Origin of the sequence: Kitasatospora sp. NPDC008115 (assembly GCF_042957205.1) — a bacterium.
Taxonomy (GTDB): Bacteria; Actinomycetota; Actinomycetes; order Streptomycetales; family Streptomycetaceae; genus Kitasatospora.
In genome coordinates this window covers 1-26,399 of sequence record NZ_JBIBHU010000035.1, presented here as the reverse complement: position 1 = coordinate 26,399, position 26,399 = coordinate 1, and the positions used below count along the sequence as shown (strand labels likewise).

Sequence of the window (26,399 nt, the reverse complement as noted above, 5' to 3'; positions counted from 1 at the left end):
ATGACCACCTTCGTGGACCGCGTCGAACTCCACGTCGCCGCGGGCAGCGGGGGCCACGGCTGCGCCTCCGTGCACCGCGAGAAGTTCAAGCCGCTCGGCGGGCCGGACGGCGGCAACGGCGGTGAGGGCGGCAGCGTCATCCTCACCGTCGACGCGCAGGTCACCACCCTGCTCGAGTACCACCACTCGCCCAAGCGCAAGGCCACCAACGGCAAGCCCGGCGCGGGCGGCCACCGCACCGGCGCCGACGGCCAGGACCTCGTCCTCGCCGTGCCGGACGGCACCGTCGTCCTCGACAAGAAGGGCAACGTGCTCGCCGACCTCGTCGGCCACGGCACCAGCTTCGTCGCCGCCCAGGGCGGCCGCGGCGGCCTCGGCAACGCCGCGCTCGCCTCCGCCCGCCGCAAGGCCCCCGGCTTCGCGCTGCTCGGCGAGCCCGGCGACGCCCGCGACATCGTGATGGAGCTCAAGTCCGTCGCCGACGTCGCCCTCGTCGGCTACCCGAGCGCCGGCAAGTCCTCGCTGATCTCCGTGCTCTCCGCCGCGAAGCCGAAGATCGCCGACTACCCGTTCACCACCCTGATCCCCAACCTGGGCGTGGTCACCGCCGGCGACACCGTCTACACCATCGCCGACGTCCCCGGCCTCATCCCCGGCGCCAGCCAGGGCCGCGGCCTCGGCCTGGAGTTCCTGCGGCACGTCGAGCGCTGCTCCGTGCTGGTGCACGTGCTGGACTGCGCCACCCTGGAGCCCGGCCGCGACCCGCTGAGCGACCTGGAGACCATCGAGGCCGAACTCGCCCAGTACGGCGGCCTCGAAGACCGCCCGCGGCTGGTCGCCCTCAACAAGACCGACGTGCCGGACGGCCAGGACATCGCCGACCTCACCCGCGCCTCCCTGGAGGAGCGCGGCCACCGCGTCTTCGAGGTGTCCGCCGCCTCCCGTAAGGGCCTGCGCGAACTGAGCTTCGCCCTGGCGCAGATCGTCGCCGAGGCCCGCGCCGCCAAGCCGGTCGAGGAGTCCACCCGGATCGTCCTGCGGCCCGCCGCCGTCGACGACGCCGGCTTCACCATCACCGAGGAGGACGGCGCCTACCGCATCCGCGGCGGCAAGCCCGAGCGCTGGGTCCGGCAGACCGACTTCTCGAACGACGAGGCCGTCGGCTACCTCGCCGACCGGCTGGCCCGCCTCGGCGTCGAGCAGGAGCTGTGGAAGATCGGCGCGCACGAGGGCGACACCGTCATCATCGGCCCCGACGAGAACGCCGTCGTCTTCGACTGGGAGCCGACCATGGCCGCCGGCGCCGAGATGCTCGGCCGCCGCGGTGAGGACCACCGCTTCGAGAACCCGCGCCCGGCCGTCGACCGCCGCCGCGAGAAGCAGAAGGGCCGGGACGCCGCCGAGGCCGAGTACCTCGCCTTCGAGGCGCTCTCCAGCGGCCGCCAGGCCGCCATCGAGGGCGACGACGAGGACTACTGAGTCCGCACCGGTCCATGACCCCGGCAAGCCCCCGCCGCCTTTCCAACAGGCGCCGGGGGCTTCGCCGTTGACGGGACGTCGGGCCGCCGGGGGCCTTCGAGGGGAATGTCCGGCCGCTGGAACGGGGTGCGGCCGGGGTGCGCCGATCGCGTAGATTGCGGGGGATGCGGCCGGGGCCCGGACCCGCCGCCAGCGCACCACACCGGAAGGGTGAATCCCGAGATGAGCGAGGAAGAACTGCGGGCCGAGGTGCTGACCGCGCGGCGCATCGTCGTCAAGGTCGGCTCCTCCTCGCTCACCACCGCCGCCGGCGGCATCGACGCCGACCGGGTCGACGCCCTCGTCGACGCCCTCGCCAAGGTCCGCACCCGCCCCGACGCCCCCGAGGTCGTGCTCGTCTCCTCCGGCGCCATCGCCGCCGGGCTCTCCCCGCTCGGCCTGGAGAAGCGCCCCAAGGACCTCGCCCGCCAGCAGGCCGCCGCCAGCGTCGGCCAGGGCCTGCTGATCGCCCGCTACACCGCCTCCTTCGCCCGCTACGGGCTGCGCGTCGGCCAGGTCCTGCTCACCGCCGAGGACGCCAGCCGGCGCGCCCACTACCGCAACGCCTACCGCACCCTCGACCAGCTGCTCGCGATGGGCGCGATGCCGATCGTCAACGAGAACGACACCGTCGCCACCGCCGAAATCAAGTTCGGCGACAACGACCGGCTGGCCGCCCTGGTCGCCCACCTGGTCCGCGCCGACCTGCTCGTCCTGCTCTCCGACGTCGACGGCCTCTACGACGGCGACCCGTCCCGCCCCGGCACCAGCCGGATCGCCCAGGTCGCCGGGCCGCACGACCTCGACGGCATCGAGATCGGCAGCGCCGGCAAGGCCGGGGTCGGCACCGGCGGCATGGTCACCAAGGTCGAGGCCGCCCGGATCGCCACCGGCGCCGGCATCCCCGTCGTCCTCACCGCCGCCAGCCACGCCGCCGACGCGCTCGCCGGCCGCCCCACCGGCACCCTGTTCCTGCGCACCGGCAGCCGCTCCTCCGACCGGATGCTCTGGCTCGCCCACGCCAGCAGCCCGCGCGGCGCCCTGCACCTGGACGAGGGCGCCGTCACGGCCGTCGTCGCCGGCGGCGCCTCGCTGCTGCCCGCCGGGGTCACCAAGGTCGACGGCGAGTTCGCCGCGGGTGATCCGGTGGACCTTCTTGCCGAAAACGGCCACATCGTCGCGCGCGGACTGGTCAACTTTGATGCGAGGGAGTTGCCCCGCCTGCTCGGCCGGTCCACCCGGGACCTCGCCCAGGAGTTCGGCGCCGCCTACGAGCGGGAGGTCGTCCACCGCGACGACCTGGTCGTCCTGCGCGGCTGACCGGCCGCCGGACCGCCGGAACGCGGGCGGCTCCGCACGGGGAGCACGCCCGGCCACGGGCGAGGTGGGGCGCGGTCGTACGCGCGCCGGCCGGGGCCGGCTGGTACGACGACACGACATCGCCGAACAGGAGGCCGCCGGTGGAACGCAGGCGCGAGGCAGCGCTGACCGGAGGGACCGCGGGCCGGCGGCTGACCAGCATCGACGGCGGCGGGGACGACGCCGCCGCCGGGCCGGCCGGTCCGCCGCCCCAGGGGCCCGCCACGGTACACCGGCTCCGGGCGGAGCGGCGCCCCGCCGCCGAACCGCCCGCCGTGCCCGAACAGGCCCGGCTCTGGCACGTGGTGCTCAGCGTGGCCGGGCCGGTCACGCCGCTGTCCGAGCTGCGCGCCGGCCTGGAGCGGCTGGCGCACGACCACTCGTTCTTCCTGACCGCCCGTTACGCCGCCGACCACGCCGAGATCCGTTACTGGGAGCAGGCCCGCGACCTGCACGACGCGGCGGCGATCGCGCTGCGGCTGTGGGGGGAGCACAAGGTGACGGCCAAGCTGCCGCCGTGGGAGATCGTCGGCCTGGAGGTGGTGGACCGGGCGACGTACCACCAGCGCGTCGCCGAGGGCTTCGCCGGCCCGCCCCCGCAACTGGGCGGGGTCCACCCCTACTGAGGGAGAGGCGCGGGGACGGCCCGGGCGGGAGAGCCGCGAAGCGGGGTGTCTCATCGGGCGAAATGGGGCGGGGGAGGGCTGAGGCCCTCCACTACGCTGGGCGCATGAGCAGCGACCTCGCCACCGCCGACAGCCCCGTCCTCGCCGTAGCGCGCCGAGCCCGGGAGGCCGCCGCCGCGCTCGCCCCGCTGCCGCGCGGCGCGAAGGACGCCGCGCTGCGGGCGGTCGCCGACGCCCTGGTCGCCCGCGCCGCCGAGATCACCGCCGCCAACGCCGAGGACGTCGAGCGGGCCCGCGCGGCCGGCACCGCCGAGTCGGTGATCGACCGTCTCACCCTCACCGAGGAGCGGATCGCCGCCATCGCGGCCGACGTCCGCGACGTGGCCGGCCTGCCCGACCCGGTCGGCGAGGTGGTGCGCGGCTACACCCTTCCCAACGGCCTGGACGTGCGGCAGGTCCGCGTCCCGCTCGGCGTCGTCGGCATCATCTACGAGGCCCGCCCCAACGTCACCGTCGACGCCGCCGCGCTCTGCCTGAAGTCCGGCAACGCCGTGCTGCTGCGCGGCTCCGCCTCCGCCTACCGCTCCAACACCGCGCTGGTCGCCGTGCTGCGCGACGCCGTCGAGGCGGCCGGCCTGCCGGCCGACGCGGTGCAGCTCGTCCCGGGCGAGAGCCGGGACTCCGTGCAGGAGCTGATGCGCGCCCGCGGCCTGGTCGACGTGCTCATCCCGCGCGGCGGCGCCGCGCTGATCCGCACCGTCGTCGAGGGCTCCACCGTCCCCGTCATCGAGACCGGCACCGGCAACTGCCACGTCTACGTCGACGCCCGGGCGGACCTGGCGATGGCCGTCGGCATCCTGCTCAACTCCAAGGCCCAGCGGGTCAGCGTCTGCAACGCGGCCGAGACCCTGCTGGTCCACCAGGACATCGCCGACGACTTCCTGCCGCTCGCCCTCGCCGCGCTCGCCGGGGCCGGGGTCACCGTGCACGGCGACGAGGCGGTGCTGAAGGCCGCCGAGGGCTCCGCCGCCACCGTGCTGCCCGCCACCGACGAGGACTGGGAGGCCGAGTACCTGTCGTACGACATCGCGGCCGCCGTCGTCCCCTCGCTGGACGCCGCCGTCGCGCACATCCGCCGCTGGACCTCCGGCCACACCGAGGCCATCGTCACCACCTCGCAGGCCGCCGCCCGCCGCTTCACGCAGCTGGTCGACTCGACCACGGTGGCCGTCAACGCCTCGACCCGGTTCACCGACGGCGGTGAGTTCGGCTTCGGTGCCGAAATCGGCATCTCCACCCAGAAGCTGCACGCCCGCGGCCCGATGGGCCTGCCCGAGCTGACCAGCACCAAGTACATCGTCACTGGTGACGGCCACGTCCGGGGCGAGGCGACGCCGACCGTGGGCGGCGCCGCCGACGCCGGCTGAGCCCGGCCGGGGCGGCCTGCGCCGGCCCGTCTTCACGCGAGTGACGGACCAACTGCCCCGAGCCCCAGACAAATCGCCCGCCCGGTAATACGCTGAATCCGTGGCTGACGATGTGGGGGGCTTGCCGTACCCCGACGGTGCCGACCACGGTGGCGCGGACGACGAGTTCGCCACCGTGGTCTTCGACGAGGCCTTCGTGCGGTCCGCCGCCGTGCACGAGCCGACGGCCAAGGAGCGGCAGCTGGCCGCCGCCGAGGCCCGCTTCGAGCCCGACACGGCCGGTCCCGGCTGGGCCTATGACGTCCCGCCCGGGGACGGACTGCCGCTGGAGCTGCGTCCGTACCCGAGCCGGCTCGACGACGACCACCGCTTCCCCGATCCGTGGAGCGGCCCGGGCCGGGCCGCCGGGCGGCGCTCACGGCGCTGGCGCCCGGGCGGCTTCGACCCGATCGGAGCCGGGCGCGGCCGCTACGTCGCCCAGCAGCGCTGGCACCGGCCGGTGGCCTGGGTGCTCGCCGTGATCATGGGCGTGAGCCTGGTCGCGGTGGCGGTCGCGGCGGTCTACCAGGGCGTGGGCGGGGCCGGCGGTGCGCCCCGGCGGCCCGAGTCCGGCAGCAGCAGCCCCGGGGTCGACCCGCTGCCGCCGCCGGCCGAGCCGTCGCTCGTGGTCACCGCCCCGACGGGCTGAGCGACGGGCGGCGGGCCGGTGCGCCGGTGCGTCCCGGGCCCACCGCGACCGGTCACGGAGGGTTTCCGGTGAACTGCGGCAGGACCCTCGTACCGGGGCGAGGATGCGCCTTACCCTGGTGTCATGGGTGACCCGCGCGAGCCTCCGGAGGGTGCGCCCGAGGGTGGTTCCGGAAACGAGGACGAGTACCGGTCCGTCGTCTTCGACGAATCGTTCGTCCGGGCTGCCCGGATCCAGGAGCTGTCGGCGCGCGAGCGGCTGTCCGGCGCGTTCGGCCGGCCCATCCGCCCGAAGGTCCGGCTGGGCCCGCTCGGCACCGTGCCCCGGCAGGCGCTCGCGCTGCTGCTGGTGATCCTGCTGGCATTCGGGGCCGCCGTGTACTTCGGCGTCAGCTCGCCGACCCGTCCCACCTCCCGCCCCCAGGGCAGCCAGCTGACCGTCAGCCTGGTGGCGCTGAGCCCGGCCTCGGCGGTCCACCCGGCCGCCGATCCGGCCAACCCGTTCGCCGGTCTGCCGCCGGGCTACAGCGACGGCGCGGTCGGGCTGGGCACGCCGACCGGGGCGGCCACCGGGCACTTCTCCCGGGTCGAGGTGACCAAGGCGCTGGACACCGTGCAGCGCTACCTGGTGGCGTCCTCGCTGTCGCCCGCCGTGCTGGTGCAGGGGGCGACCGCGGAGGTACGGGCCTTCATCACCCCCGGTGAGCAGGCCCAGTTCGACGCGAGCGTGGTCCAGCCGGTCGACGACCGGCACCACGCGCTGACCGGCTGGCTGGTCCGCTTCGACCCGGCGCAGGTCGCGCTGGCCGCGGACACCGTGAAGGTGGCCGGTGCGATGCGGATCGACGAGGCGGACAGCGGCACGCTGCGGATCACCACCGACCACACCTTCGTCTACGCGCTGAAGCAGGCCGGGGCGCCGAGCGGGGCGCCGGTCACCCTGGAGACCGTGCGGCGGCAGCTGACCTTCGAGTTCGACCGGATCGACCTGGCGGCGGCGCAGTTGCGGCTGGTGGACTCGGTGCTCCAGGCGGGGCCGGCGCCGTGCGACGGCTCGCTGGCCGGGGTGGTGCAGCCGGTGCTCGCGGGCACGGACGCCGCAGCGCCGCCGGCCGGGCCGTCGGCGGTGGACCCGGGCAACCACGCGCGGCCGGCCTGGCAGCTGTGCGGGGTGCTGGCGGGGAGCTGAGGACGGCCGACGGCCCCCGGCCGGGTGGCCGGGGGCCGTCGGGTCGTTCCTGCGGGCGGTGCCTCAGCCGTTGCCGGAGGAGCCGCCGTCCTTGCCGCCGCTTCCGCTTCCGCTTCCGCTGCCGTTGCCGTTGCCGCGTCCGGCGCCGGTGAAGGTGTCGCGGAGCTTGCCGCCGACGGAGGCCGCGCCGCCCGCGACGTCGCGGATGAGGCCCATCAGCGGGTCCTTGCTCTCCTTCACCGAGGTCGTGTAGTGCTCGGCGGCGGCCCGCCACTGCTCGCCGACCGAGGTGTCCGGGTCGTCGGTGCGGCGCGGGTAGGCCCCGGCCAGGATGGAGCGGTACTCCTCGCTCTCGGCCCACTTCTTCAGCTGGGCGACCCGGACCACCGCGAACGGGTGGCTCTGCGGCAGCACCTGGAGGAGCTTGAGCACGCCGTCGCGCAGGTCGCCGGCCTTCTCGTACTCCGCGGCCTGCTCCAGGAAGGCGTCCACGTTCATCTCGGCCAGGTTGTGGCCGCCGGCCAGCTTCATCAGCGCCCGCATCGAGGCCTGGAGGTCCTGCCCGGCCAGCAGGCCCGCCCGGTCGCTGGAGAGCTCGGCCTTGCGGAACCACTCCTTGAGCGCGGTGACGATCGCCATGATCGCCAGGTTGCCGAGCGGCACCCAGGCTATTCGGGTGGCGATGTTGGTGAGGATCATCAGCATGGTCCGGTAGACGGCGTGCCCGGACATCGCGTGGCCGACCTCGTGGCCGATCACCGAGCGGAGCTCCTCCTCGTCCAGCAGCTCCACCAGGCCGCTGGTCACCACGATCACCGGGGTGTCGATGCCGATGCAGAAGGCGTTGACCGCCGGGTCCTGGGTGACGTAGAGGTCCGGCACCTTCTCCAGGTCGAGCACGTAGGCGGCGTCGCGGACCATCCCGTGCAGTTCCGGGAACTGCCGCTCGGAGGTCTTCACGGCGGTGGCCAGGAACATCAGCCGGATCGAGCGCTCGGAGACGAGGCCGGCGAGCCTCTTCAGCACGTCGTCGAAGCCGGTCAGCTTGCGCAGCGCGACGAGCGCCGAGCGGTCCGCCGGGTGCTCCCAGGCGCGGGTCGAGATCTCCGGGAAGCGCTGGCGGCGCCGGCTCGGGGTCTTCGCGGTCGTGTCGGTCATGTGTGAGTGCCTCCCTGTCGACGGTGGCCCCGGTCCCCGGCCGGCCCCCGCTGGTCTTCGTCTGCAACGACTGTCCGGACAACGTCCGCGGTTGCGCACTCGTCCCCGCCGGCGTGTCCCGGGTCGCGCGGGCGCCCGTCCGGGGCGGCGCGGACGGTGCCCGCGGGGGCGGTGGGCGGCGCCGGTGTGAGGGCGGTTTACCCTGATTGCCCGGGAGAGCCGGGCCACCTCAGGCCGCGGCACCGCGCAGTCCGAGGAGCCCGCAGATGTCCACCGCCGCCCTTGCCAGCCTGGCCGCCCCGATCTCCGCGGAGGACGGCCCCGGGCTCTTCCTGCGGATCATCGTGGTCGCGTCGTTCGTCGGCGTGGGCCTGCTGGCCTGGGTCCTGCTGCGGGCCGGCCGCAACAACTGACCGGCCCGCCGGAGCGGCCCTTTCCCGGCCCCGGCTCACGGCGGCTCAGCCGCGGTGGCCCGCCGAGCGGTTGCGGTGTAACCCCCCGTACGATGACGGGTGGGCCCTCACCGGCCCGTACGACACCCCCTGCCCGCCATCCGAGCCGAGAAGGTCCCGCCGACCATGAGCACTGCCGCCGCACTCCCCGTCCTGAACCTCCTCGCGAACGAGGGCGAGGGGGGCAACCACGACAGCCTCAACCCGTACCTGACGGGTGGCGCCGCGCTGTTCGTCCTCCTGGTGCTGCTCTTCGTGACCACCCGCTTCAACCGGGACCGCTGACCCGGCCGACGGTGGCCCGGGGTGCGGCACCGCCCCCGGGACGCCCGTCACCCGGCCGTTCCCGCACCGCAACGGGCGTCGCGTAAGGTGTGGCGCCATGGGAGAGCAGACCGGGAATCCCGGCGTACCGGCGCCGGAGCGGCGTCGCCTCGGCGTGATGGGCGGCACCTTCGACCCGATCCACCACGGGCACCTGGTCGCCGCCAGTGAGGTCGCCAGCGCGTTCCACCTGGACGAGGTGATCTTCGTCCCGACCGGACAGCCGTGGCAGAAGAGCGACCGGCAGGTCAGCCCGGCCGAGGACCGCTACCTGATGACGGTCATCGCCACCGCGGAGAACCCGCAGTTCTCGGTCAGCCGCATCGACATCGACCGCGAGGGCCCGACGTACACCGTCGACACCCTGCGCGACCTGCACGCGATGCACCCGGACGCCGACCTCTTCTTCATCACCGGCGCCGACGCGCTCGCCCAGATCCTCTCCTGGCGGGACTCCGACGAGCTCTTCTCGCTCGCCCATTTCATCGGATGCACCCGGCCGGGGCACACTCTGTCGGACGCCGGGCTTCCGGTGGGCGGGGTCTCCCTGGTGGAGGTCCCGGCGCTGGCCATCTCCTCCACGGACTGCCGCGACCGGGTCGCCAAGGGCGAGCCGGTCTGGTACCTCGTCCCGGACGGCGTGGTCCGCTACATCGACAAGCGGGCGCTGTACGCGCCGCACCGGACCTGATCCCGGAGGGGCCGACCGACGGATGAGCGAGCGCAGGGGACCTCAGGGGCAGCAGTCCGGACAGCCGGACGACTGGTCCGCGGGGCAGTACCAGGAGTACCAGCCCTACCAGCAGCAGGGCGGCTACGAGCAGCAGCCCGGCCAGTACGAACAGCCCGGCCAGTACGAACAGCCCGGCCAGTACGAGCAGCCCGGCCAGTACGACCAGTACGGGCAGCCGGTGCAGTCCGCGCCCTACGGCCAGGGGCAGTACGGCTACCAGGACCAGTACCAGCAGCAGGGGTACCAGGGCTCCTACGAGCCGCAGTACGAGCAGCCCGGGGGATACGGGCAGCAGGTGCCGCAGGGGTACCAGCAGCAGGGCGGCTACGGCTACCAGGACCAGTACCAGCAGCCGGCGCCGCAGGGCTACCAGCAGCCGCAGCCGGCTTCGCAGCCGTACGAACAGCAGCAGTCGTACCCGACCGCGCAGATGCCGGTGGTCGCCCCGCCGGAGCCCGCTCCGGCGGCGGAGCCCGTCGCGCCCGCGCCCGTACCGCCGCGCCCCCGGGTGCCGCGCCCGGCCGCCGCCGAGCCGGCCGCCCCCGCGCGGCCCGCGGCGCCGTCCGAGCAGGTCGGCGGCTCCCGCCCGGCCCGCGCCAGGGCCGGGGCCGGGGCCGGTGAGGACGACTACACCACGGGCGAGTTCACCTTCGTCGACGACGAGGCGGAGAAGTCCGAGGACGTCATCGACTGGCTCAAGTTCGCCGAGTCCCGCAGCGAGGTGCGCGCCGAGCGCCGCCGCAAGCTGCGCACCCGGCTGATCGGCGCCGGCGTGGTCCTCGCGGTCGCGGCGGCCGGCACCGGCGGCTACCTCTGGTTCACCGGCGGCGGCAAGGAGGGCGCGGCCGCCGCGGCCGGACCGCGCCAGGTCAACGTCGTCCACCTGCGCGACCTCCAGGGCAAGGTCTCCAGCGCGCTGCTGGTCAACGACGCCTCCGGGAAGAAGGGCACCGTCCTGCTGCTGCCGGACACCCTGCGGCTGCCCGGCCCCGGAGATCCGCCGGTCACCACGGTCGGCCAGGCCATGGACACCCTCGGCGCCTCCGGCACCCGCGAGGGCCTGGCCACCGTGCTCGGCGCCCCGGTCGCCGGCACCTGGCGGCTCGACACCCCGTACCTGGAACTGCTGGTCTCCCAGCTCGGCGGCGTCCGGGTGGACACCAACGCCGAGGTCCACGAGGGCGGCCGGCCGGACGGCACGGTGCTCGCCGCGGCGGGCAAGAACACCCTGCTCGGCGGGAAGGCCGCGGTCGGCTACGCCACCCTGCAGAACGAGGGCGAGAACCGCGACGCCCAGCTCGCCCGGTTCGGCCAGGTGATGGACGCCGTGGTGCGCACCATGCCGGTCGAGTTCAAGGACGCCAAGGACGACGTGCACCGGATGAACGCGGTGCTCGACCCCTCGCTGCCCGAGGACGCCCTCGCCGGGGTGCTCGCGCAGATGGCGCAGCTCTCCAGGAACGGCCAGTTCGGCACCACCGCGCTGACCGTCAAGCCGGACGGCTCGCTGGACGAGGCCACCGCCGGCAAGCAGGTCAAGGAGGTGCTCGGCGGCACCGTCAAGGCCGCGACCAGCGGCGACGCACCGGCCAGGGTCTCCATCCAGGACGCCACCGGCAACGACCAGGCGGCCGCCTCCGCGCAGGTCCAGGTGGTCAACGCGGGCCTCACCTTCGTCCCCGGCGGCTCCAGGAGCGCGCCGCAGGCCGCCAGTGAGATCCGCTACACCGACGACGCCCGGCAGGCCGCCGCGAAGTCGCTGGCGATCAGCCTCAACCTGCCGGAGACGGCGGTGAAGAAGGTCACCGACGCGCAGAACGCCGACCTGGTGGTCGTCCTCGGCAAGGACTACGCGCCGCCGAAGCCCCAGTAGCCCGGCCCGTACGGGCGGGCGGCCCCGGAAATCGGTTCCGGGGCCGCCGGGGCGGCGTGAGATCCTGGAAGGCGATCCCCGGCGCGCCGCGCACGGGGCGCCCCAAGCCGCCGAGCCGGAAGAACACCGTGACCGCCACTGAGCACAGCCAGGAACTCATCAACGTCGCCGCCCAGGCGGCGGCCGACAAGCTGGCCCACAACATCGTCGCGTTCGACGTCAGCGAGGTGCTGTCGATCACCGACGCCTTCCTGATCGCCTCCGCGAGCAACGACCGCCAGGTCCGCTCGATCGCCGAGGAGATCGAGGACCAGCTGCGCGAGAAGCTGGACATCAAGCCGGTGCGCCGGGAGGGCGAGCGCGAGGGCCGCTGGATCCTGCTCGACTACCTCGACATCGTCGTGCACGTCCAGCACTCCGAGGAGCGCTCCTTCTACTCGCTGGACCGCCTCTGGAAGGACTGCCCCGAGCTGCCGCTGCCGGAGGACGCCCTCGCCTCCCGCAACCGCCCCGACGCCCACACCGACGCGGCCGGCAACGCCGTCGCCCCGGCCGAGCAGGCCCCGGCGGACGACTTCGGCGCCGAGGACTACAGCTGAGCCGGGGCGCGCGAGGTCCGCGCATCGTCTTCTGGCGGCACGGCCAGACCTCCTGGAACCTCGAATCCCGCTTCCAGGGCACCACCGACATCGAGCTGACCGGGCAGGGCGTGCTGCAGGCGCAGCGGGCCGCCCGGCTGCTCTCCGGGCTGCGCCCGGACCTGCTGATCTCCTCGGACCTCCAGCGGGCCCGGCGCACCGCCGAGGAGCTGTCCGCGGTCACCGGCCTGGACGTCGAGCACTACGAGGGCCTGCGCGAGACCTACGCGGGCTCCTGGCAGGGGCTGACCAACGCGGAGATCCGCGAGCGCTACCCCGAGGAGTTCGAGGCCTGGACCAGGGGCGAGCCGGTGCGGCGCGGCGGTGGCGAGCTCGCCACCGAGGTCGCCGACCGGGCCGTGCCGGTGGTGCTCGACGCGGCCGGCAAGCTGCCCGACAACGGCACGCTGGTCGTGGTCAGCCACGGCGGCACCATCCGCACCATGCTCGGGCGGATGCTCGGCCTGGAGCCGGTGCTGTGGGAGTGCTTCGGCGGGCTGTCGAACTGCTGCTGGTCCGTGCTGGGCCGGGGCGCGCGGGGCTGGCGGCTGCTGGAGCACAACGCGGGCACCCTGCCGCAGCCGGTCATCGGCGACGACACCTGAGGTCCCCGGCAGGGGTGCGGAGGGGGCACCGGGGGGCGGATTTCGCAGTTCCGGGCCTTTGCGGTTAGAGTCTTCCTCGTTCGCACGGAGGGAACGCGGCCCGGAAGGGAAGCGGGAGATCCGGTCAGCGAGGGGCTGTAGCTCAGTTGGTAGAGCGCTTGCATGGCATGCAAGAGGTCCGGGGTTCAATTCCCCGTAGCTCCACTCCGCACCCGGGGTCCTGAGGGATCACGTGTGTCGCGGGGCTGTAGCTCAGTTGGTAGAGCGCTTGCATGGCATGCAAGAGGTCCGGGGTTCAATTCCCCGTAGCTCCACAGACGAGGAAGGCCGCCACCCGGTGGGTGGCGGCCTTCCGGCGTTCCCGGCGCCGTTCGTCTCCCGCGAGGCCCGTTCCCCGCTCAGCGGGTCGGCCCGGTGCGGGTGTGGCCGCACGGGGCGGTCCGGCCGCCGGGCTCCAGCGCCGCCAGCCGCTCCACCCGCGCGCGGTCCTCCGGCCCGTCCGGGGTGTAGACGGCGACGTAGGCCTCCGGCATCCCGGGGATCGTCAGGTACGTCGCGTTCAGCCGCATCACGCCCACCCGCGGGTGGCGGAACACCTTCAGCGACGTCCGCCGCGAGGACACCTCCTGGCGGGCCCACAGCTCCCGGAACGCCGCGCTCGCGTCCAGCAGCGACCGCACGTACTCCTCCCAGGCCGGCTCGCCGACGTGCCGGCCGTACGCGCCGCGCAGCACCGCGACCATCTGCGGCAGCTGCTCGTCCCGGTTCAGGAAGGGGTTGCAGCAGTCCGGGCTGGTCACCGTGCACCAGAGGCTGTTGAACCAGCCGTCGGACGTCCGCGTCCGGCTGGCGGCGAACAGCGCCTCGTAGCTGGAGTTCCACGCCAGCACGTCGTACCGGCTGTTGGAGACGGCGGCCGGCAGCGGGACCAGCGCGTCCAGGATCAGCTGGGCCGACGGGTCCAGCACCGGGTCCGGGAACGCCGGGGGCCGCACCGCCACCTCGGCCAGCCGGAACAGGTGCTCGCGCTCGGTGGCGTCCAGCAGCAGCACCCGGGCCACCGCGGTGAGCACCTGCGCGCTGGCGTTGATCCGGCGCCCCTGTTCGAGCCACGTGTACCAGGTGACGCCGACCCCGGCGAGCTGGGCCACCTCCTCGCGGCGCAGGCCCGGCGTGCGGCGGCGCAGGCCCGGGGGCAGGCCGACGTCCTCGGGGGAGACCCGGGCCCGGCGGGCGCGCAGGTACTCGGCCAGCTCGGTGCGGCGGCGGTCGCGCCGGCCGGCGGCGGGCCTGCCGGTGGTGGCCCTGCCGGCGGTCGCGTTGTCGGCGGCGGCCTTGCCGGTGGTCGCGGGATCGACGGTGCCGGGGGTGTCCACGACGGTCATACCCGCCATCGTGCCGCAGCCCGGCGGGGCGAAACAGGTGCTGCCAGTACCAGGATCGGCAGGCTCTAACCACTGGTACCGGGCCGTCGCGAGGCTCGACGCATGACCGATCTCCAGACCCGGCACGGCCCGGCCGGGACCGACTCGCCGGCCGACTCACCGGCCGGAGCGCCCGCCGCCAGGCCCGGGACGGCGTCCGTCGCCCGGCCCGGGGCGCTCCTCGCGCTCGTCCTCAGCGGCCAGTTCATGGCCGTGCTCGACACCGCCATCGTCAACGTCGCGCTGCCGACCGTCCGCACCGACCTGCACGCCTCCGGCGCCGCCCTGCAGTTCGTGGTGGCCGGCTACACCATCGCCTACGCCGTCCTGCTCATCACCGGCGCCCGGCTCGGCGCCCGCTACGGCTACAGCCGGCTCTTCCAGAGCGGCTTGGCCGCCTTCACCGCCGCCTCGCTGGCCTGCGGACTCGCCCCCGCCACCGGCTGGCTGATCGCCTTCCGGCTGCTCCAGGGCGCCGGGGCGGCCCTGATGGTCCCCCAGGTGATGAGCCTGGTCCAGCGGACCTTCACCGGCCGGGCCCGGCTGCGCGCCCTCGGCCTCTACTCGGCGGTCCTCGCCGGCGGCATCGCGGCCGGGCAGGTGCTCGGCGGGGTGCTGGTCAGCGCCGACCTGTTCGGCGCCGGCTGGCGTCCGGTCTTCCTGGTCAACGTGCCGATCGGCGTGCTGCTGCTGGCAGCCGGCGCCCGGCTGCTGCCACGGCTGCCCGGCGACCGCGACCGCGGCTTCGACCTGCCCGGTCTGCTGGTGCTCGCCACCGCCCTCGGGCTGTTCGTCGTCCCGCTGGTGCTCGGGCACGAGCTCGGCTGGCCCGGCTGGAGCCTGGCGATGCTCGGCGCGAGCGCACTGCTGTTCGCCCTGTTCGTGCTCGTCGAGCGGCGGATCGCCCGGCGCGGCGGACAGCCGCTGATCAGCGGGCGCGTCCTCGGCGCGGTCGGGCTGCTGCCCGCGGTCGGCGCGGTGTTCATGATCATGCTCTCGTTCGCCGGCTTCATGTTCTCCTTCGCCCTGCACCAGCAGTCCGGCCTCGGGTACAGCGCCCTGCGCGCCGGACTCTGCTCCGCCCCGATCGCCGTCGGGTTCGGTGTTGCCGGCCTGCACTGGCAGCGGCTGCCCCGGCGCCTGCACGGCGTCCTGCCCTGGCTCGGCGCCGCCCTGCTCGCCGTCGGCTACCTGCCGTTCGGCCTCCTGCTGCGCGACGGCGCCGGGATCGGGGCGGCGCCGCTGCTGCTCTCCGCCGTCCTCGGGGTGCTGGCCGGCTGCGCCTACACACCACTGTTCGGCCGGGCGCTCGCCCGGGTCGCCCCCGCCGACGCGGCGGACGCCAGCGGGGTGGTGGTCACCGCGGTCCAGCTCGGCCAGGTCGTCGGCGTGGCGCTGGTCGGCTCGGTGTTCCTCGGGGCGTCCGACCTGCCGGCGTCGGCCGGGGAGTCCGGTCACGCGCTGCTGATCACCTCGGTCACGGTCGGCGGGGCCGTCGCGCTGGCCGCCGTACTCGCCGCCCGGGCGGTGGCGGCCGGCCGGGCCGCGCGTACGGCGCAGGCCCCGGTGGAGGCCCCGGCGGAGCAGCGGTCGGCGGACGGGTAGCGGGCCGCCGGAGGAACGGATTCGTGGAGCACCCCCCGGACCGTGTAAAGTAGTCGATGTCGCCGAGGGAAACGGAACGAAACCCCCGGTGACATCGCAGGTCAAGGGGCTGTAGCTCAGTTGGTAGAGCGCTTGCATGGCATGCAAGAGGTCCGGGGTTCAATTCCCCGTAGCTCCACAGGTAAGAACGAAGGCCGTCTCCCGCCCGGGAGGCGGCCTTCGGCGTTCCCCGGGCGGCTTCCGGCCCGCACGGCATTTCCGGCACTCCCGGCGGCGGCCCCCGGCGGCCCGCTACCGTCGGAGCCATGGCCGATCTGGAGCGCAGGCGCAACGAGGAACTCGCCCGGATACTCCACCAGCTCGGCTGGAGCCCGGAGCGCCTCGCCCGCGAGGTCAACCTCACCGTCCCGGCCCGGCTCGCGATCAGCTCCACCGCCCCCTACAAGTGGCGCGACCGCGGCATGGTGCCGCGCAGCCCGCACGACCAGGCCGTCTGCGAGGTGCTCGGCCGCACCCTCGGCATCGCCGTCACCTACGAACAGCTCTGGGGCCCGATGGGCGGCCACCGCGGCGCCAAGATCCTCTCCCCGCGCCTGCTGACCGACCCGTGGACGGCCGACACCGCGCAGACCGCGCTGCGCGAGACCGCCGCCGACGCCGGTCCCGTCCGCCTCACCGACCTCTTCCGCGGCGCCGACGTCGCCGCGGCCGCCCGCCGGCTCGCCACCCCGCCGCCCGCCCTCCGCGGTGACGGCGCGCTGCGCGTCGACCCGGCGGTGATCGGCGAACTGGCCGCCGCCCACCGCAGCAAACAGCGGCTGGAACGTTCCTGCGGAGGAGGGCTCGTCCTCGGCCCCGCCCGGGCCGAACTGGCCATGGTCGCCAAGCTGCTGGAACTCGGCGGGTACGACGAACCGCTCGGCCGGGCGCTGTACGGCGCGGCCGGCCGCCTCGCCCGGCTCGCCGCCTGGGCCGCGTTCGACATCGGCCACGACGCCGCCGCGCAGCGGGCGTTCGCGGCCGCGCTGCGCGCCGCCCACCTGAGCGGCGAGCGGCGGGACGGGGTGGCGGTGCTCGGCGGCCTGGTGGTGCTGGCCACCTGGAGCGCGGGCGGGCGCGGGCTGGACGTGGTCACGGTGCTCGCGCAGGCGGTGGCGGCGGCCGGGGACGGGCTCGGCCCGGCCGAGCGGGCGCTGCAGCTCGGCCGGATCGCCCGCGCCCACGGACGGCGCGGCGACGCGGCCGGGCTCGCGGGGACGGCGGGGCCGGCGTTCGCGGAGCTGGACGGGGGCGCGGGGCTGAGCGAGGAGCGGGCGGACCTCGCGGGCATGGTGGGGGAGGGGTACCTGTTCCTGGGCGAGCACGGACGGGCGCAGGAGCTGCTGACCGGGGCGGTGGCGGGCCTGGGGCCCGGCCGGGCCAGGGCGCGGGCGCTGCTCATGGTGCGGCTGGCCGACGCGCAGCGGCTGGCGGGCGACGAGGCCGAGGCGGCGCGCACGGCGGACCGGGCGCGGGCGCTGGCGGCGGGGATGCAGTCGGAGCGGGTCGCGCGGGCGCTGCGCGGGATCGACGCGGCGTTCCGTGCGGCGGATTCGGCAGGGGTGGCGGGGGTGGCGGGTTCGGCGGGGGTGGGGCCGGAGGGCGCGGATCTTGGCGAGGCGGGTCCGGACGAGGCGGGTCCGGACGAGGCGGGTCCGGACGAGGCGGGTCCGGACGAGGCGGGTCCGGGCAGGTCGGACGGGCCGTCGAGCCGGGCGGTGGCGGACGGGGCGGCGGGCGCGTCGGCGGTATCCCCGGGAGGCGGCTGACCCCCTTGCGGTACCCTGAGCCCATGCGAACCGCGCGCCTGCTCCTTAGTCGGCCGCGCTGACCAGGACCGGCCACGCCCGAGGGCGGAGCCGGAGTCGGCGTGGCACCCCCTCCTGCGAGGGGCTTTTTTGTTTTCCGCCCGGGCCCGCCGCCCGGTGCCCGTCCGGGCCCAGCCCCGGCACCCGCCCCGTCGCCGGCCCGGAACGCCGGTTCGCCAACTGACATCGATGGAGCTTGAAGGACCATGAGCGAGACGACCCCTGCGTCCGGTGCGGCCGACACCGCGACCGCGCCGTTCCGGTACAGCGCCGCCCTGGCGGCGGAGATCGAGTCCCGCTGGCAGGACATCTGGGAGAAGGAGGGGACGTTCCACGCCCCCAACCCGGCCGGCGAGCTGGCCGACCAGGCGGGCGCCGACGTCGCCGCGAAGCCGCACAGCTTCATCATGGACATGTTCCCGTACCCGTCGGGCGCCGGCCTGCACGTCGGCCACCCGCTGGGCTACATCGCCACCGACGTCTTCGCCCGCTACCAGCGGATGAACGGCTACAACGTCCTGCACACCCTGGGCTACGACTCCTTCGGCCTGCCCGCCGAGCAGTACGCCGTGCAGACCGGCACCCACCCGCGGGTCTCCACCGAGGCCAACATCGCCAACATGCGCCAGCAGCTGCGCCGGCTGGGCCTGGGCCACGACCCGCGCCGCTCGATCGCCACGATCGACCCCGAGTACTACCGCTGGACGCAGTGGATCTTCCTGCAGATCTTCAACTCCTGGTACGACGAGCGGGCCGCCAAGGCCCGCCCGATCGCGGAGCTGGTCGCCGAGTTCGAGAACGGCACCCGTGAGGTCCCCGGCGGCCGCGACTGGTCCGCGCTGAACGCCGCCGAGCGCGACGAGCTGCTGGGCGAGTACCGGCTGGCCTACGCCAAGGAGGTGCCGGTCAACTGGTGCCCCGGCCTGGGCACCGTGCTGTCCAACGAGGAGGTCACCGCCGACGGCCGCTCCGAGCGCGGCAACTTCCCCGTCTTCAAGTCCAACCTGCGCCAGTGGATGATGCGGATCACCGCCTACTCCGACCGGCTGATCTCCGACCTGGACCTGCTGGACTGGCCCGAGGCCATCAAGCTGCAGCAGCGCAACTGGATCGGCCGCTCCGAGGGCGCCCGCGTCGACTTCGCCGTCGACGAGGGGAAGATCACCGTCTTCACCACCCGCCCCGACACCCTGTTCGGCGTCACCTACATGGTGCTGGCGCCCGAGCACGACCTGGTCGACGCCCTCGTGCCCGCCGCCTGGCCCGAGGGCACCCGTGAGGCGTGGACCGGCGGCGCCGCCACCCCCGCCGAGGCCGTCGCCGCGTACCGCGCCGCCGCGGCCGCCAAGTCCGACGTCGAACGGCAGGTCGAGGCCAAGGTCAAGACCGGCGTCTTCACCGGCGCCTACGCCGTCAACCCGGTCAGCGGCGAGCCCGTCCCGGTCTTCATCGCCGACTACGTGCTGATGGGCTACGGCACCGGCGCCATCATGGCCGTCCCCGCCCACGACCACCGCGACTTCGCCTTCGCGCGCGCCTTCGACCTGCCGATGGGCTGCGTCGTCCGGCCCACCGACGGGCGCGGCGAGGACCCGGCCGCCTGGGACGACGCGTTCGACACCTACGACTCGGTCATCGTCAACTCGGCCCACGACGAGGGCACCGAGAACGGCATCACGCTGAACGGCCTGGGCGTCGTCGAGGCCAAGGCCGCCGTCACCGCCTGGCTGACCGGGCACGGCATCGGCGAAGGCACCGTCAACTACCGCCTGCGCGACTGGCTGTTCAGCCGCCAGCGGTACTGGGGCGAGCCGTTCCCGATCGTCTACGACGAGGACGGCGTCATGCACGCGCTGCCCGAGTCGATGCTGCCCGTCGAGGTCCCCCAGGTCGACGACTACTCGCCGCACACCTACGACCCGTACGACTCCACCTCCACGCCGAAGACCCCGCTGTCCCGCAACGAGGACTGGGTCACCGTCGAGCTGGACCTGGGCGACGGGCCGAAGACGTACCGCCGCGAGACCAACACCATGCCCAACTGGGCCGGCTCCTGCTGGTACGAGCTGCGCTACATCGACCCGTCCAACCGCGAGCAGGTCGTCGACCCGGCCAACGAGCGGTACTGGCTGGGCCCCACCGAGCAGAAGCCCGGCGGCGGCGCCGACCTGTACGTCGGTGGTGCCGAGCACGCCGTGCTGCACCTGCTGTACGCCCGCTTCTGGCACAAGGTGCTGCACGACCTGGGCCACGTCTCGTCCGTCGAGCCGTTCCACAAGCTGTTCAACCAGGGCATGATCACCGCGGACGTCTACCGCGACGAGCGCGGCTTCCCGGTGCCCGCCGCCGAGGTCGAGGAGCGCGGCGGCCAGTACTTCTGGCAGGGCGAGCAGGTCAAGCGCGAGGCCGGCAAGATGGGCAAGTCCCTGAAGAACGCCGTCGCCCCCGACGAGATCGCCGACGAGTACGGCGCCGACACGCTGCGCCTGTACGAGATGTCGATGGGCCCCCTGGACGTCTCCCGCCCGTGGGACACCCGCGCCGTCGTCGGCTCCTACCGCTTCCTGCAGCGGCTGTGGCGCAACATCGTCGACGAGTCGACCGGCGAGCTGGTGGTGACGGACGAGGAGCCGGACGAGGCGACGCTGCGCGCCCTGCACAAGGCCGTCGACGGCGTCCGCGCCGACATGGCCGGGCTGCGCTTCAACACGGCCGTCGCCAAGGCGATCGAGCTGAACAACTACCTGGTCAAGCGTGGTTCCACGCCGCGTTCGGTGGCCGAGCAGGTGGTGCTGCTGGTCGCCCCGCTGGCCCCGCACATCGCGGAGGAGCTGTGGCGGCGGCTGGGCCACGGCGAGACGCTGGCGTACGCCGGCTACCCGGTGGCCGACCCGGCGTACGTCGTCGACGAGACGGTGACGTGCGTGGTGCAGGTCAAGGGCAAGGTCAAGGCCCGGCTGGAGGTCGCGCCGTCGATCTCGGACGCCGAGCTGGAGGCGCTGGCACTGGCCGACCCGGCGGTCGTCGCGGCGATCGGCGGGGCCGAGGTGCGCAAGGTGATCGCGCGGGCGCCGAAGCTGGTCAACATCGTCACCGGCTGACGTCGGTCGATTGGCCGATCGGTCGGGCTGTGGGGCGGGCGTTCCCCGGGGAACGCCCGCCCCGCGGCGCGTCCGGGGGCGTGGACGGCTCGGGGTTCACCCCGAGCCGTCCCTGAACCGCCCCTGAAGTCCGGCCCGGCGTCCCTGATCGGCGGCCCGCCGGGCCGGTACCGGCGCTACCGTGGAACCCTCGGTGGGCCGGCCCGCGTTGGGCCCGGTGGGGGCCGGTTCGGCTGGTGGAAGGTGGCGCGTGATGGAGATCCTCGGGGTGTTGCTCGTACTCGCCGTGCTGTTCGGGCTCGGGGTGGCGGCGCTGATCGTCGTCGGCCTGATCAAGGCCGCCCGGGCGGTCGGCGAGAAGGTGGAACGCCAGGAGGCCAAGGCCCGCCGGGCGGTCGAGAACGTCACCCTCAAGGCCAAGACCTACACCCAGACCGGCCCGCAGGGGCAGATCTCCGCCGTCCGGCTGCGCCTGCGGACCTCCCTGGACGGCACCCGGCAGGTGCTGCAGGGCGGCGTCGCCCAGGACGGCCAGCTCGGCGAGTCGCTCGCGCTGCTGGCCCGGCTGGACGCGCACGCGGCGGAGCTGGACGGCGAGCTGCGGATGCTGGAGCGCGAGCCGGACACCGCGCGCGTCGCGGCGAAGCTGCCCGAGCTGCGTGAGCGGGCGGAGCGGATCACGCACTCGGCGGAGGCCATGCGCTGGGCGGCGCAGGACCGGATGCACCGGTTCGCGGAGGACGAGCTGAGCCGGCTGAGCAAGGAGTGCGAGGACGAGGCGGGGGCGCTGCGGCACTGGGACACGGCTCCGGGGGCTTCCGGGGGTGCGCCCGGTGGTTCCGGTGCCGCCGGCGCCACGGGTGCTTCTGCTGCTGGGGCCTCTGGCGTCTCGGGCGTCTCTGGTGCGGCTGGTGCTTCTGGTGCTTCTGGTGCGGCGCGTGGGGCCGACGCGCCCGGCGGCGCCCGGCCCGGGCTCACGGACGGCCGCGGACGGCCCAGCGCCGAGGAACTGCTCGGCCTCGCCGACCCGGTGACCAAGCTGGCGCAGCGGCTGCGCAAGCCGTCCGCCGGGCCGTCGGCCGGCTGAGCGGAGACCCGGATGCTGCCGTCCGGCCCGGGCGGGGGGTAACCTCCGCCTCATGCCCGCCGACCTCGCACTCGTCACCGATTCCACGGCCTACCTGCCCCAGCAAGCCGTCGACCGGCACGGGATCACCGTGGTCCCGCTGAGCGTCGCGGTCGGCGACGAGGTGCGGGCCGAGGGCGTCGAGATCTCCCCGAAGGACGTCGCCGAGGCCCTGCGCGGCAAGCACCGGGTCACCACCTCCCGGCCCAGCCCCGAGTCCTTCGCCGCCGCCTACCGGGCGGCCGCCGAGGCCGGCGCGCGCGGCGTCGTCTCGGTGCACATCTCCGGCGAGCTGTCCGGGACGGCGGAGGCCGCCCGGCTGGCGGCCGCCGAGTCGCCCGTTCCGGTACGGGTGCTGGACAGCCGGCTGGTCGGCATGGCCCTCGGGTACGGGGTGCTGGCAGCCGCCGAGGCGATCGAGGCCGGCCGCGGACTCGACGAGGTGGCGGCGTCCGTCGAACGGCGGACCGCCGGGACCAGTGGCTTCTTCTACGTCGACACCCTCGAGTACCTGCGCCGGGGCGGCCGGATCGGCGCCGCGCAGGCGCTGCTCGGCTCGGCGCTCGCGGTCAAGCCGCTGCTGCACCTGGACGGGGGGAGGATCGAGCCGCTGGAGAAGGTGCGTACGGCGTCGCGGGCGATCGCCCGGCTGGAGGAGATCGCGGTCGAGCGGGCGGGGGAGGGGGTGGTGGACATCGCCGTCCACCACCTGGCGGCGGAGGACCGGGCCGAACCGCTCGCCGAACGGCTGCGGGGGCGGGTGCCGGGGCTGCGCGACCTGTACGTGGGCGAGGTGGGGGCGGTGATCGGCGCGCACGTCGGGCCGGGGCTGCTGGCGGTGGTGGTCTCGCCCCGGTGACCGTGTCCGGCCGGTAGGGCGTCAACATCTGACGGTCGTCCGCCCTCCTGCGGGTGACGTTCTTCATCCACAACCCCCGGGTTTTCCACAGGCTTTCGGTAATCTCCGCGTGCTGCTCGCGCGGTTCCTACCGTGCTCCGCATGACGAGCATGCGAATCGGCGCGCGCAAGCGCCGCGAGATCCAGCGGGTCAACGAGACCGCGACGCTGCGGATGGCGGCCCTGCTGCCCGAGGCCGGCGAACCGTCGGACACCGAGCCCTCGGTGTACGCGGGACCGGCCGATGCCGGCGCACCGCCACCCGGCGGCCCTGCGCCCGGTGCTGCCGTGCCCGGCGGTCCCTCGCCCGGTGGGCCCCTGCCCGGCGACCCCGTGCCCGACGACCCCCTTCCCGCCCGCGTCGCACACCCGTGGGCGGGGCACACGCTGACGCTCGACCGGCGGGCGGTGGTCGGACTTCTCGTCCTCCTCCTGCTCACCGTCGGCTACGGCGTCCAGCACTTCTGGCTGGCGCGACCGCAGCCTGTCGAGGTTCCGGCCATCGCCGTCGCCTCGGTGCCGTCGTCCGCCGCCCCCGAGTCGGCCCTGCCCGGGGGCGACACCGGCGGCGTTGCGCCGGGCACCGCCGTGGTGATCGACATCGGCGGCCGGGTCGGCTCCCCGGGGGTGCACACCCTGCCCGGCGGCTCCAGGGTCGCGGACGCCCTGCGGGTGGCCGGCGGGCCGCTGCCCGGGACCGACCTCAGGAACCTCAACCTGGCCCGTGTCCTGGCGGACGGCGAACAGATCCTCGTCGGCGAGCCGAGCCCCCAGCCGGCCGCCGGGGCGGGCACCGGGCCGCCACCTGCCGCCGTCTCGAAACAGCCGGTCAGTCTCAACCGCGCCACCCTCGAACAGCTCGACACCCTCCCCGGCGTCGGCCCGACCCTCGCCCAGCGCATCATCGCCTTCCGCGCCTCCCACGGCGGCGCGTTCCGCTCACTCGACCAGCTTCGGCAGGTGAGCGGGATCGGCGAGCGCACCTACACGGAACTCCGCCCGCTGCTCACCCTCTGACGACCCGCCACGCTTCCCGGTCCCGTGCCCGTGCCCGTCCGAGAGGAGGTACCGCCATCGCCACCACTGCGCCCATCCCCGGTGACACCGTCTCCGCCGCGCCGCGGCCGAACGACCTCCGCCTGCTGATGCCCGCCGTCGCCGCCTGGGCGGTCACGGCCGCGGTCCTCGGGCCGGGCCCCGGGCACGTCGCGGCCCTCGCGGTGGCGGCCGGCGCGGCCGCGGTCCTCGGGCTGGTCCTCTTCGCCCTCCGGGCCGGGCCCGGCGCCGGACCGGTGCGTCGCCGGTCCGCCACGGTGACCCTGGCCGCCGTGCTGCTCACCGCGGCGGCCGCCACGACGGCCACCCTCCTGCACACCGCGGACCTGCACCGCGGGCCGCTGCCCGAACTGGCCCGCACCACCTCCCCGGCGCCGGAGGCCGGCGTCGACCTCACCCTCACCGGGGACCCGCGCGTGCGCCTCTCCCGCGGCGGCGGCTCCGGCTCTGGACAGAACCTGCTCACGGTGGACGCCGTGGTGGACCAGGTCACCGTGCCCGACGGCGTCCTCCCGGGCGCGCCGGGCCCGCGAACCGTCCGCACCCGCACGCCGGTCACCGTCCTGGTCCGGGGCGAGGACACCGGGGCGTGGGAGCGGCTGCTGCCCTCGACCAGGCTCGCCGCCGAGGTGACGGTCCGTCCGGCGGACGAGCGCGCGGGCGAGTCGGCGGCGCTGCTGATCGCGCACGGCGAGCCGCGACAGCTCGCGCCGCCGAGCCTGCCGCAGCGGATCGCCGGGCGGCTCCGGGCGGGGCTGCGCGAGGCCACCGACGGCCTGCCGGCGGACCAGCGAGGGCTGCTGCCCGGTCTCGTCGTGGGGGACACCTCACGTCTGCCGGACGACCTCCGGGAGGCGTTCCGGGACACCGATCTGGCCCACCTGGTCGCGGTCAGCGGGGCCAACCTGGCGATCGTGCTGGGCGTGCTGCTCGGCGCCCCGGGGCGGGCCGGCACCGCCGAGCGGAGCGGACTCGCCGCCCTGCTCGGGATCCCGCTGCGCACCACGGCCCTGCTCGGCGCCGCCGTCACGCTGGCCTTCGTGACGATCTGCCGCCCGGAGCCCAGCGTGCTCAGAGCGGCGGGGACGGGGCTGATCGGGCTGCTGGCGCTGGCCACCGGCCGCCCGCGCCAGGCGGTCCCGGCGCTGGCGGGCACGGCCCTGCTGCTGGTCCTCCTCGATCCGTACCTGGCGCGCTCCTTCGGCTTCCTGCTGTCGGTGCTCGCCACGACCGGCCTGCTGGTGCTCGGTCCGCGTTGGGCGGACGCCTTGCGGGCGCGGGGCTGGCCGCACCACCTGGCGGGCGCCGTCGGGGCGACGGCGGCGGCCCAGGCGCTCTGCGCGCCGGTGACGGTGGTGCTCTCCGGGCACGTCAGCCTCATCGGGATCCCGTGCAACCTGCTGGCCGAGCTGGCGGTGGCGCCGGCGACCCTGCTCGGCTTCGCGGTCCTGGTGCTCGACCCGCTCTCGCCCGCGCTGGCCCGGCTGCTCGCCGAGCCCGCCGGAGTGCCGGCCGGTTGGCTGGCCGCGGTCGCCCGGCACGGTGCGGAGCTTCCGGGCGGCCGGCTGTCCTGGCCGGGCGGGTGGTTCGGCACGGTGAGCCTCGCCGCAGCAACGGCCGCGCTCTGCTGCACGCTGCCCGCGCTGCTGCCCCGGCTCCGCCCGGTGGCGGTGGGCGTGTTGCTGCTGGCCCTGCTCGCGGTGCTGCTGCGGCCGCCGCTGCTGGCCCGGATCGCGACCGGCTGGCCGCCGCCGGGCTGGCGGCTGGTCATGTGCGACGTGGGGCAGGGCGACATGCTGGTGCTGCCGGTGGTGCCGGAGAACGGGGACCCGCCGGACAGCGCGGTGGTGGTGGACGCGGGGCCGGATCCGCAGGCGGCCGACCGCTGTTTGCGCGGCCTGGGGATCACCAGGGTGCCGCTCCTCCTGACGACGCACTTCCACGCCGACCACGTCGAGGGGATGCCGGGCGTGCTGCGCGGCCGGCGGGTCGCGTCGGTGCAGGGGACGGCGGTCGACGACCCGCCGGGCGAGGCCGCTCGGGTCGCGGGATGGGCGGCGCGGGCCGGGGTCCCGCTGACGCGGGCCGGTCCCGGCGAGCGCCGGTCCGCGGGGGCCGGGGTCTCGTGGGAGGTGCTGTGGCCGGACGGAGAGGAGTCGACGGTGGTGTCGGGTGCGAACAACGCGAGTGTCGCGCTGCTGGTGACCCTGGCGGGCGGCGTGCGGATGGCCCTGTTGGGCGATCTGGAGCCGCCGGCGCAGGAGGCCCTGTTGAGCCGGCTGAGGACGGCCGGGAAGGAGAGCAAGGTGGACGTGCTGAAGGTGGCGCACCATGGTTCGGCCTACCAGGACTGGGAGTTGACGGCGGCGCTCAGCCCCCGGCTGGCCCTGATCTCCTGCGGCGAGGACAACCCGTACGGCCACCCGGCGCCGCGCACGGTGGACCGGCTGCGGGCGCTGGGCGCCACGGTGCTGCGAACGGACCGCATGGGCGACATCGCGGTGACGGGCGGCGACCCGGGCCACCTCGGCGCCGCCGTGCACCCGCACGCCGAGCGCCACGCCCGCAGCCCCCACAAGCCGCGGGCCACCCGTGAGGCCGGCCCCGGCACCTCGGTCGAGGCGCGCGCGGGGCCCGGCCCGCGCGCGCCCCCCCCCACCCCGCGCCACCCGCGGCCGGGCGCCCGGGGCCCGGGGCAGGCGGCCGTGGGGCCGAGGGGCGCGGGGGGGCCGGGGTTGTTCGTGGGGGTGGGG

At 75.0% G+C, this 26,399-nt stretch carries 21 protein-coding genes and 3 tRNA genes; 22 read left to right on the top strand and 2 right to left on the bottom strand.

Going from position 1 to position 26,399, the window contains the following annotated elements; translation table 11 throughout:
• The 6 genes from obgE (at position 1) to ACFZBX_RS32630 (ending at position 6,806) form a co-directional block, all read left to right on the top strand.
• A complete protein-coding gene (gene obgE / locus ACFZBX_RS32655) occupies positions 1-1,479 on the top strand; it encodes a GTPase ObgE (RefSeq protein WP_391537413.1) in 1,479 nt (492 codons plus the stop codon).
• 222 nt (positions 1,480-1,701) lie between these two features.
• Positions 1,702-2,838: a glutamate 5-kinase gene (gene proB, locus ACFZBX_RS32650; RefSeq protein WP_391537412.1), complete on the top strand. Its 1,137-nt coding sequence runs from the start codon at positions 1,702-1,704 to the stop codon at positions 2,836-2,838.
• 140 nt (positions 2,839-2,978) lie between these two features.
• Positions 2,979-3,503 carry a hypothetical protein gene (locus ACFZBX_RS32645; RefSeq protein WP_391537411.1) on the top strand — a complete coding sequence of 175 codons (525 nt, stop codon included), beginning with the start codon at positions 2,979-2,981 and terminating at the stop codon, positions 3,501-3,503.
• 104 nt (positions 3,504-3,607) lie between these two features.
• Positions 3,608-4,930 carry a glutamate-5-semialdehyde dehydrogenase gene (locus ACFZBX_RS32640; protein ID WP_391537410.1) on the top strand — a complete coding sequence of 441 codons (1,323 nt, stop codon included), beginning with the start codon at positions 3,608-3,610 and terminating at the stop codon, positions 4,928-4,930.
• A gap of 100 nt (positions 4,931-5,030) precedes the next feature.
• Positions 5,031-5,618 (top strand): hypothetical protein, encoded by a 588-nt coding sequence (locus ACFZBX_RS32635; protein ID WP_391537409.1) that lies wholly within the window; start codon positions 5,031-5,033, stop codon positions 5,616-5,618.
• Positions 5,619-5,741: 123 nt separating this feature from the next.
• Positions 5,742-6,806 (top strand): hypothetical protein, encoded by a 1,065-nt coding sequence (locus tag ACFZBX_RS32630; protein WP_391537408.1) that lies wholly within the window; start codon positions 5,742-5,744, stop codon positions 6,804-6,806.
• A 63-nt stretch (positions 6,807-6,869) separates the two neighbouring features.
• Here the strand turns inward: ACFZBX_RS32630 and ACFZBX_RS32625 are convergent, their stop codons facing one another.
• Complete coding sequence (locus tag ACFZBX_RS32625; RefSeq protein WP_391537407.1) at positions 6,870-7,964, bottom strand: M48 family metallopeptidase; 1,095 nt, start codon at positions 7,962-7,964, stop codon at positions 6,870-6,872.
• Positions 7,965-8,230: 266 nt separating this feature from the next.
• Here ACFZBX_RS32625 and ACFZBX_RS32620 point away from each other — a divergent pair, with 266 nt between their 5' ends.
• The 8 genes from ACFZBX_RS32620 (at position 8,231) to ACFZBX_RS32585 (ending at position 12,903) form a co-directional block, all read left to right on the top strand.
• On the top strand, positions 8,231-8,377 hold the full coding sequence (locus tag ACFZBX_RS32620; RefSeq protein ID WP_380754169.1) for a hypothetical protein: 147 nt from the start codon (positions 8,231-8,233) through the stop codon (positions 8,375-8,377).
• Positions 8,378-8,542: 165 nt separating this feature from the next.
• Positions 8,543-8,701: a hypothetical protein gene (locus ACFZBX_RS32615; protein ID WP_344342390.1), complete on the top strand. Its 159-nt coding sequence runs from the start codon at positions 8,543-8,545 to the stop codon at positions 8,699-8,701.
• Positions 8,702-8,798: 97 nt separating this feature from the next.
• A complete protein-coding gene (gene nadD / locus ACFZBX_RS32610) occupies positions 8,799-9,431 on the top strand; it encodes a nicotinate-nucleotide adenylyltransferase (RefSeq protein WP_380754171.1) in 633 nt (210 codons plus the stop codon).
• A 22-nt stretch (positions 9,432-9,453) separates the two neighbouring features.
• Positions 9,454-11,346, top strand: a complete 1,893-nt coding sequence (locus tag ACFZBX_RS32605) for a LytR C-terminal domain-containing protein (protein ID WP_391537406.1) — start codon at positions 9,454-9,456, stop codon at positions 11,344-11,346.
• Between the two features lie 128 nt (positions 11,347-11,474).
• On the top strand, positions 11,475-11,945 hold the full coding sequence (gene rsfS / locus ACFZBX_RS32600) for a ribosome silencing factor (protein WP_391537405.1): 471 nt from the start codon (positions 11,475-11,477) through the stop codon (positions 11,943-11,945).
• On the top strand, positions 11,942-12,589 hold the full coding sequence (locus ACFZBX_RS32595; RefSeq protein WP_391537453.1) for a histidine phosphatase family protein: 648 nt from the start codon (positions 11,942-11,944) through the stop codon (positions 12,587-12,589). Before rsfS ends, ACFZBX_RS32595 begins: the two co-directional genes overlap by 4 nt.
• Before the next feature lie 131 nt (positions 12,590-12,720).
• Positions 12,721-12,793, top strand: a tRNA-Ala gene (locus ACFZBX_RS32590).
• A 37-nt stretch (positions 12,794-12,830) separates the two neighbouring features.
• Positions 12,831-12,903, top strand: a tRNA-Ala gene (locus tag ACFZBX_RS32585).
• Between the two features lie 84 nt (positions 12,904-12,987).
• Here ACFZBX_RS32585 and ACFZBX_RS32580 read toward each other — a convergent pair.
• Complete coding sequence (locus ACFZBX_RS32580; protein WP_391537404.1) at positions 12,988-13,974, bottom strand: helix-turn-helix transcriptional regulator; 987 nt, start codon at positions 13,972-13,974, stop codon at positions 12,988-12,990.
• A 102-nt stretch (positions 13,975-14,076) separates the two neighbouring features.
• On the opposite strand from ACFZBX_RS32580, the gene ACFZBX_RS32575 reads away from it, so the two are divergent.
• From ACFZBX_RS32575 to ACFZBX_RS32540, 8 genes are all read left to right on the top strand, one after another.
• Positions 14,077-15,618: an MFS transporter gene (locus ACFZBX_RS32575; RefSeq protein WP_391537403.1), complete on the top strand. Its 1,542-nt coding sequence runs from the start codon at positions 14,077-14,079 to the stop codon at positions 15,616-15,618.
• A gap of 105 nt (positions 15,619-15,723) precedes the next feature.
• Positions 15,724-15,796 (top strand) — tRNA-Ala (locus tag ACFZBX_RS32570).
• Positions 15,797-15,923: 127 nt separating this feature from the next.
• Positions 15,924-17,426: a hypothetical protein gene (locus tag ACFZBX_RS32565; RefSeq protein WP_391537402.1), complete on the top strand. Its 1,503-nt coding sequence runs from the start codon at positions 15,924-15,926 to the stop codon at positions 17,424-17,426.
• A 245-nt stretch (positions 17,427-17,671) separates the two neighbouring features.
• On the top strand, positions 17,672-20,566 hold the full coding sequence (gene leuS, locus ACFZBX_RS32560; RefSeq protein ID WP_391537401.1) for a leucine--tRNA ligase: 2,895 nt from the start codon (positions 17,672-17,674) through the stop codon (positions 20,564-20,566).
• A gap of 253 nt (positions 20,567-20,819) precedes the next feature.
• The gene (locus ACFZBX_RS32555) at positions 20,820-21,653 is read left to right on the top strand and encodes a hypothetical protein (RefSeq protein WP_391537400.1); all 834 of its coding nucleotides are present in this window, start codon (positions 20,820-20,822) and stop codon (positions 21,651-21,653) included.
• Between the two features lie 52 nt (positions 21,654-21,705).
• A complete protein-coding gene (locus ACFZBX_RS32550; protein ID WP_391537399.1) occupies positions 21,706-22,551 on the top strand; it encodes a DegV family protein in 846 nt (281 codons plus the stop codon).
• A gap of 141 nt (positions 22,552-22,692) precedes the next feature.
• Complete coding sequence (locus ACFZBX_RS32545; protein ID WP_391537398.1) at positions 22,693-23,607, top strand: helix-hairpin-helix domain-containing protein; 915 nt, start codon at positions 22,693-22,695, stop codon at positions 23,605-23,607.
• 128 nt (positions 23,608-23,735) lie between these two features.
• Positions 23,736-26,399, top strand: a 2,664-nt coding sequence (locus ACFZBX_RS32540; protein ID WP_391537397.1) for a ComEC/Rec2 family competence protein, incomplete at its 3' end; no start/stop codon positions are given.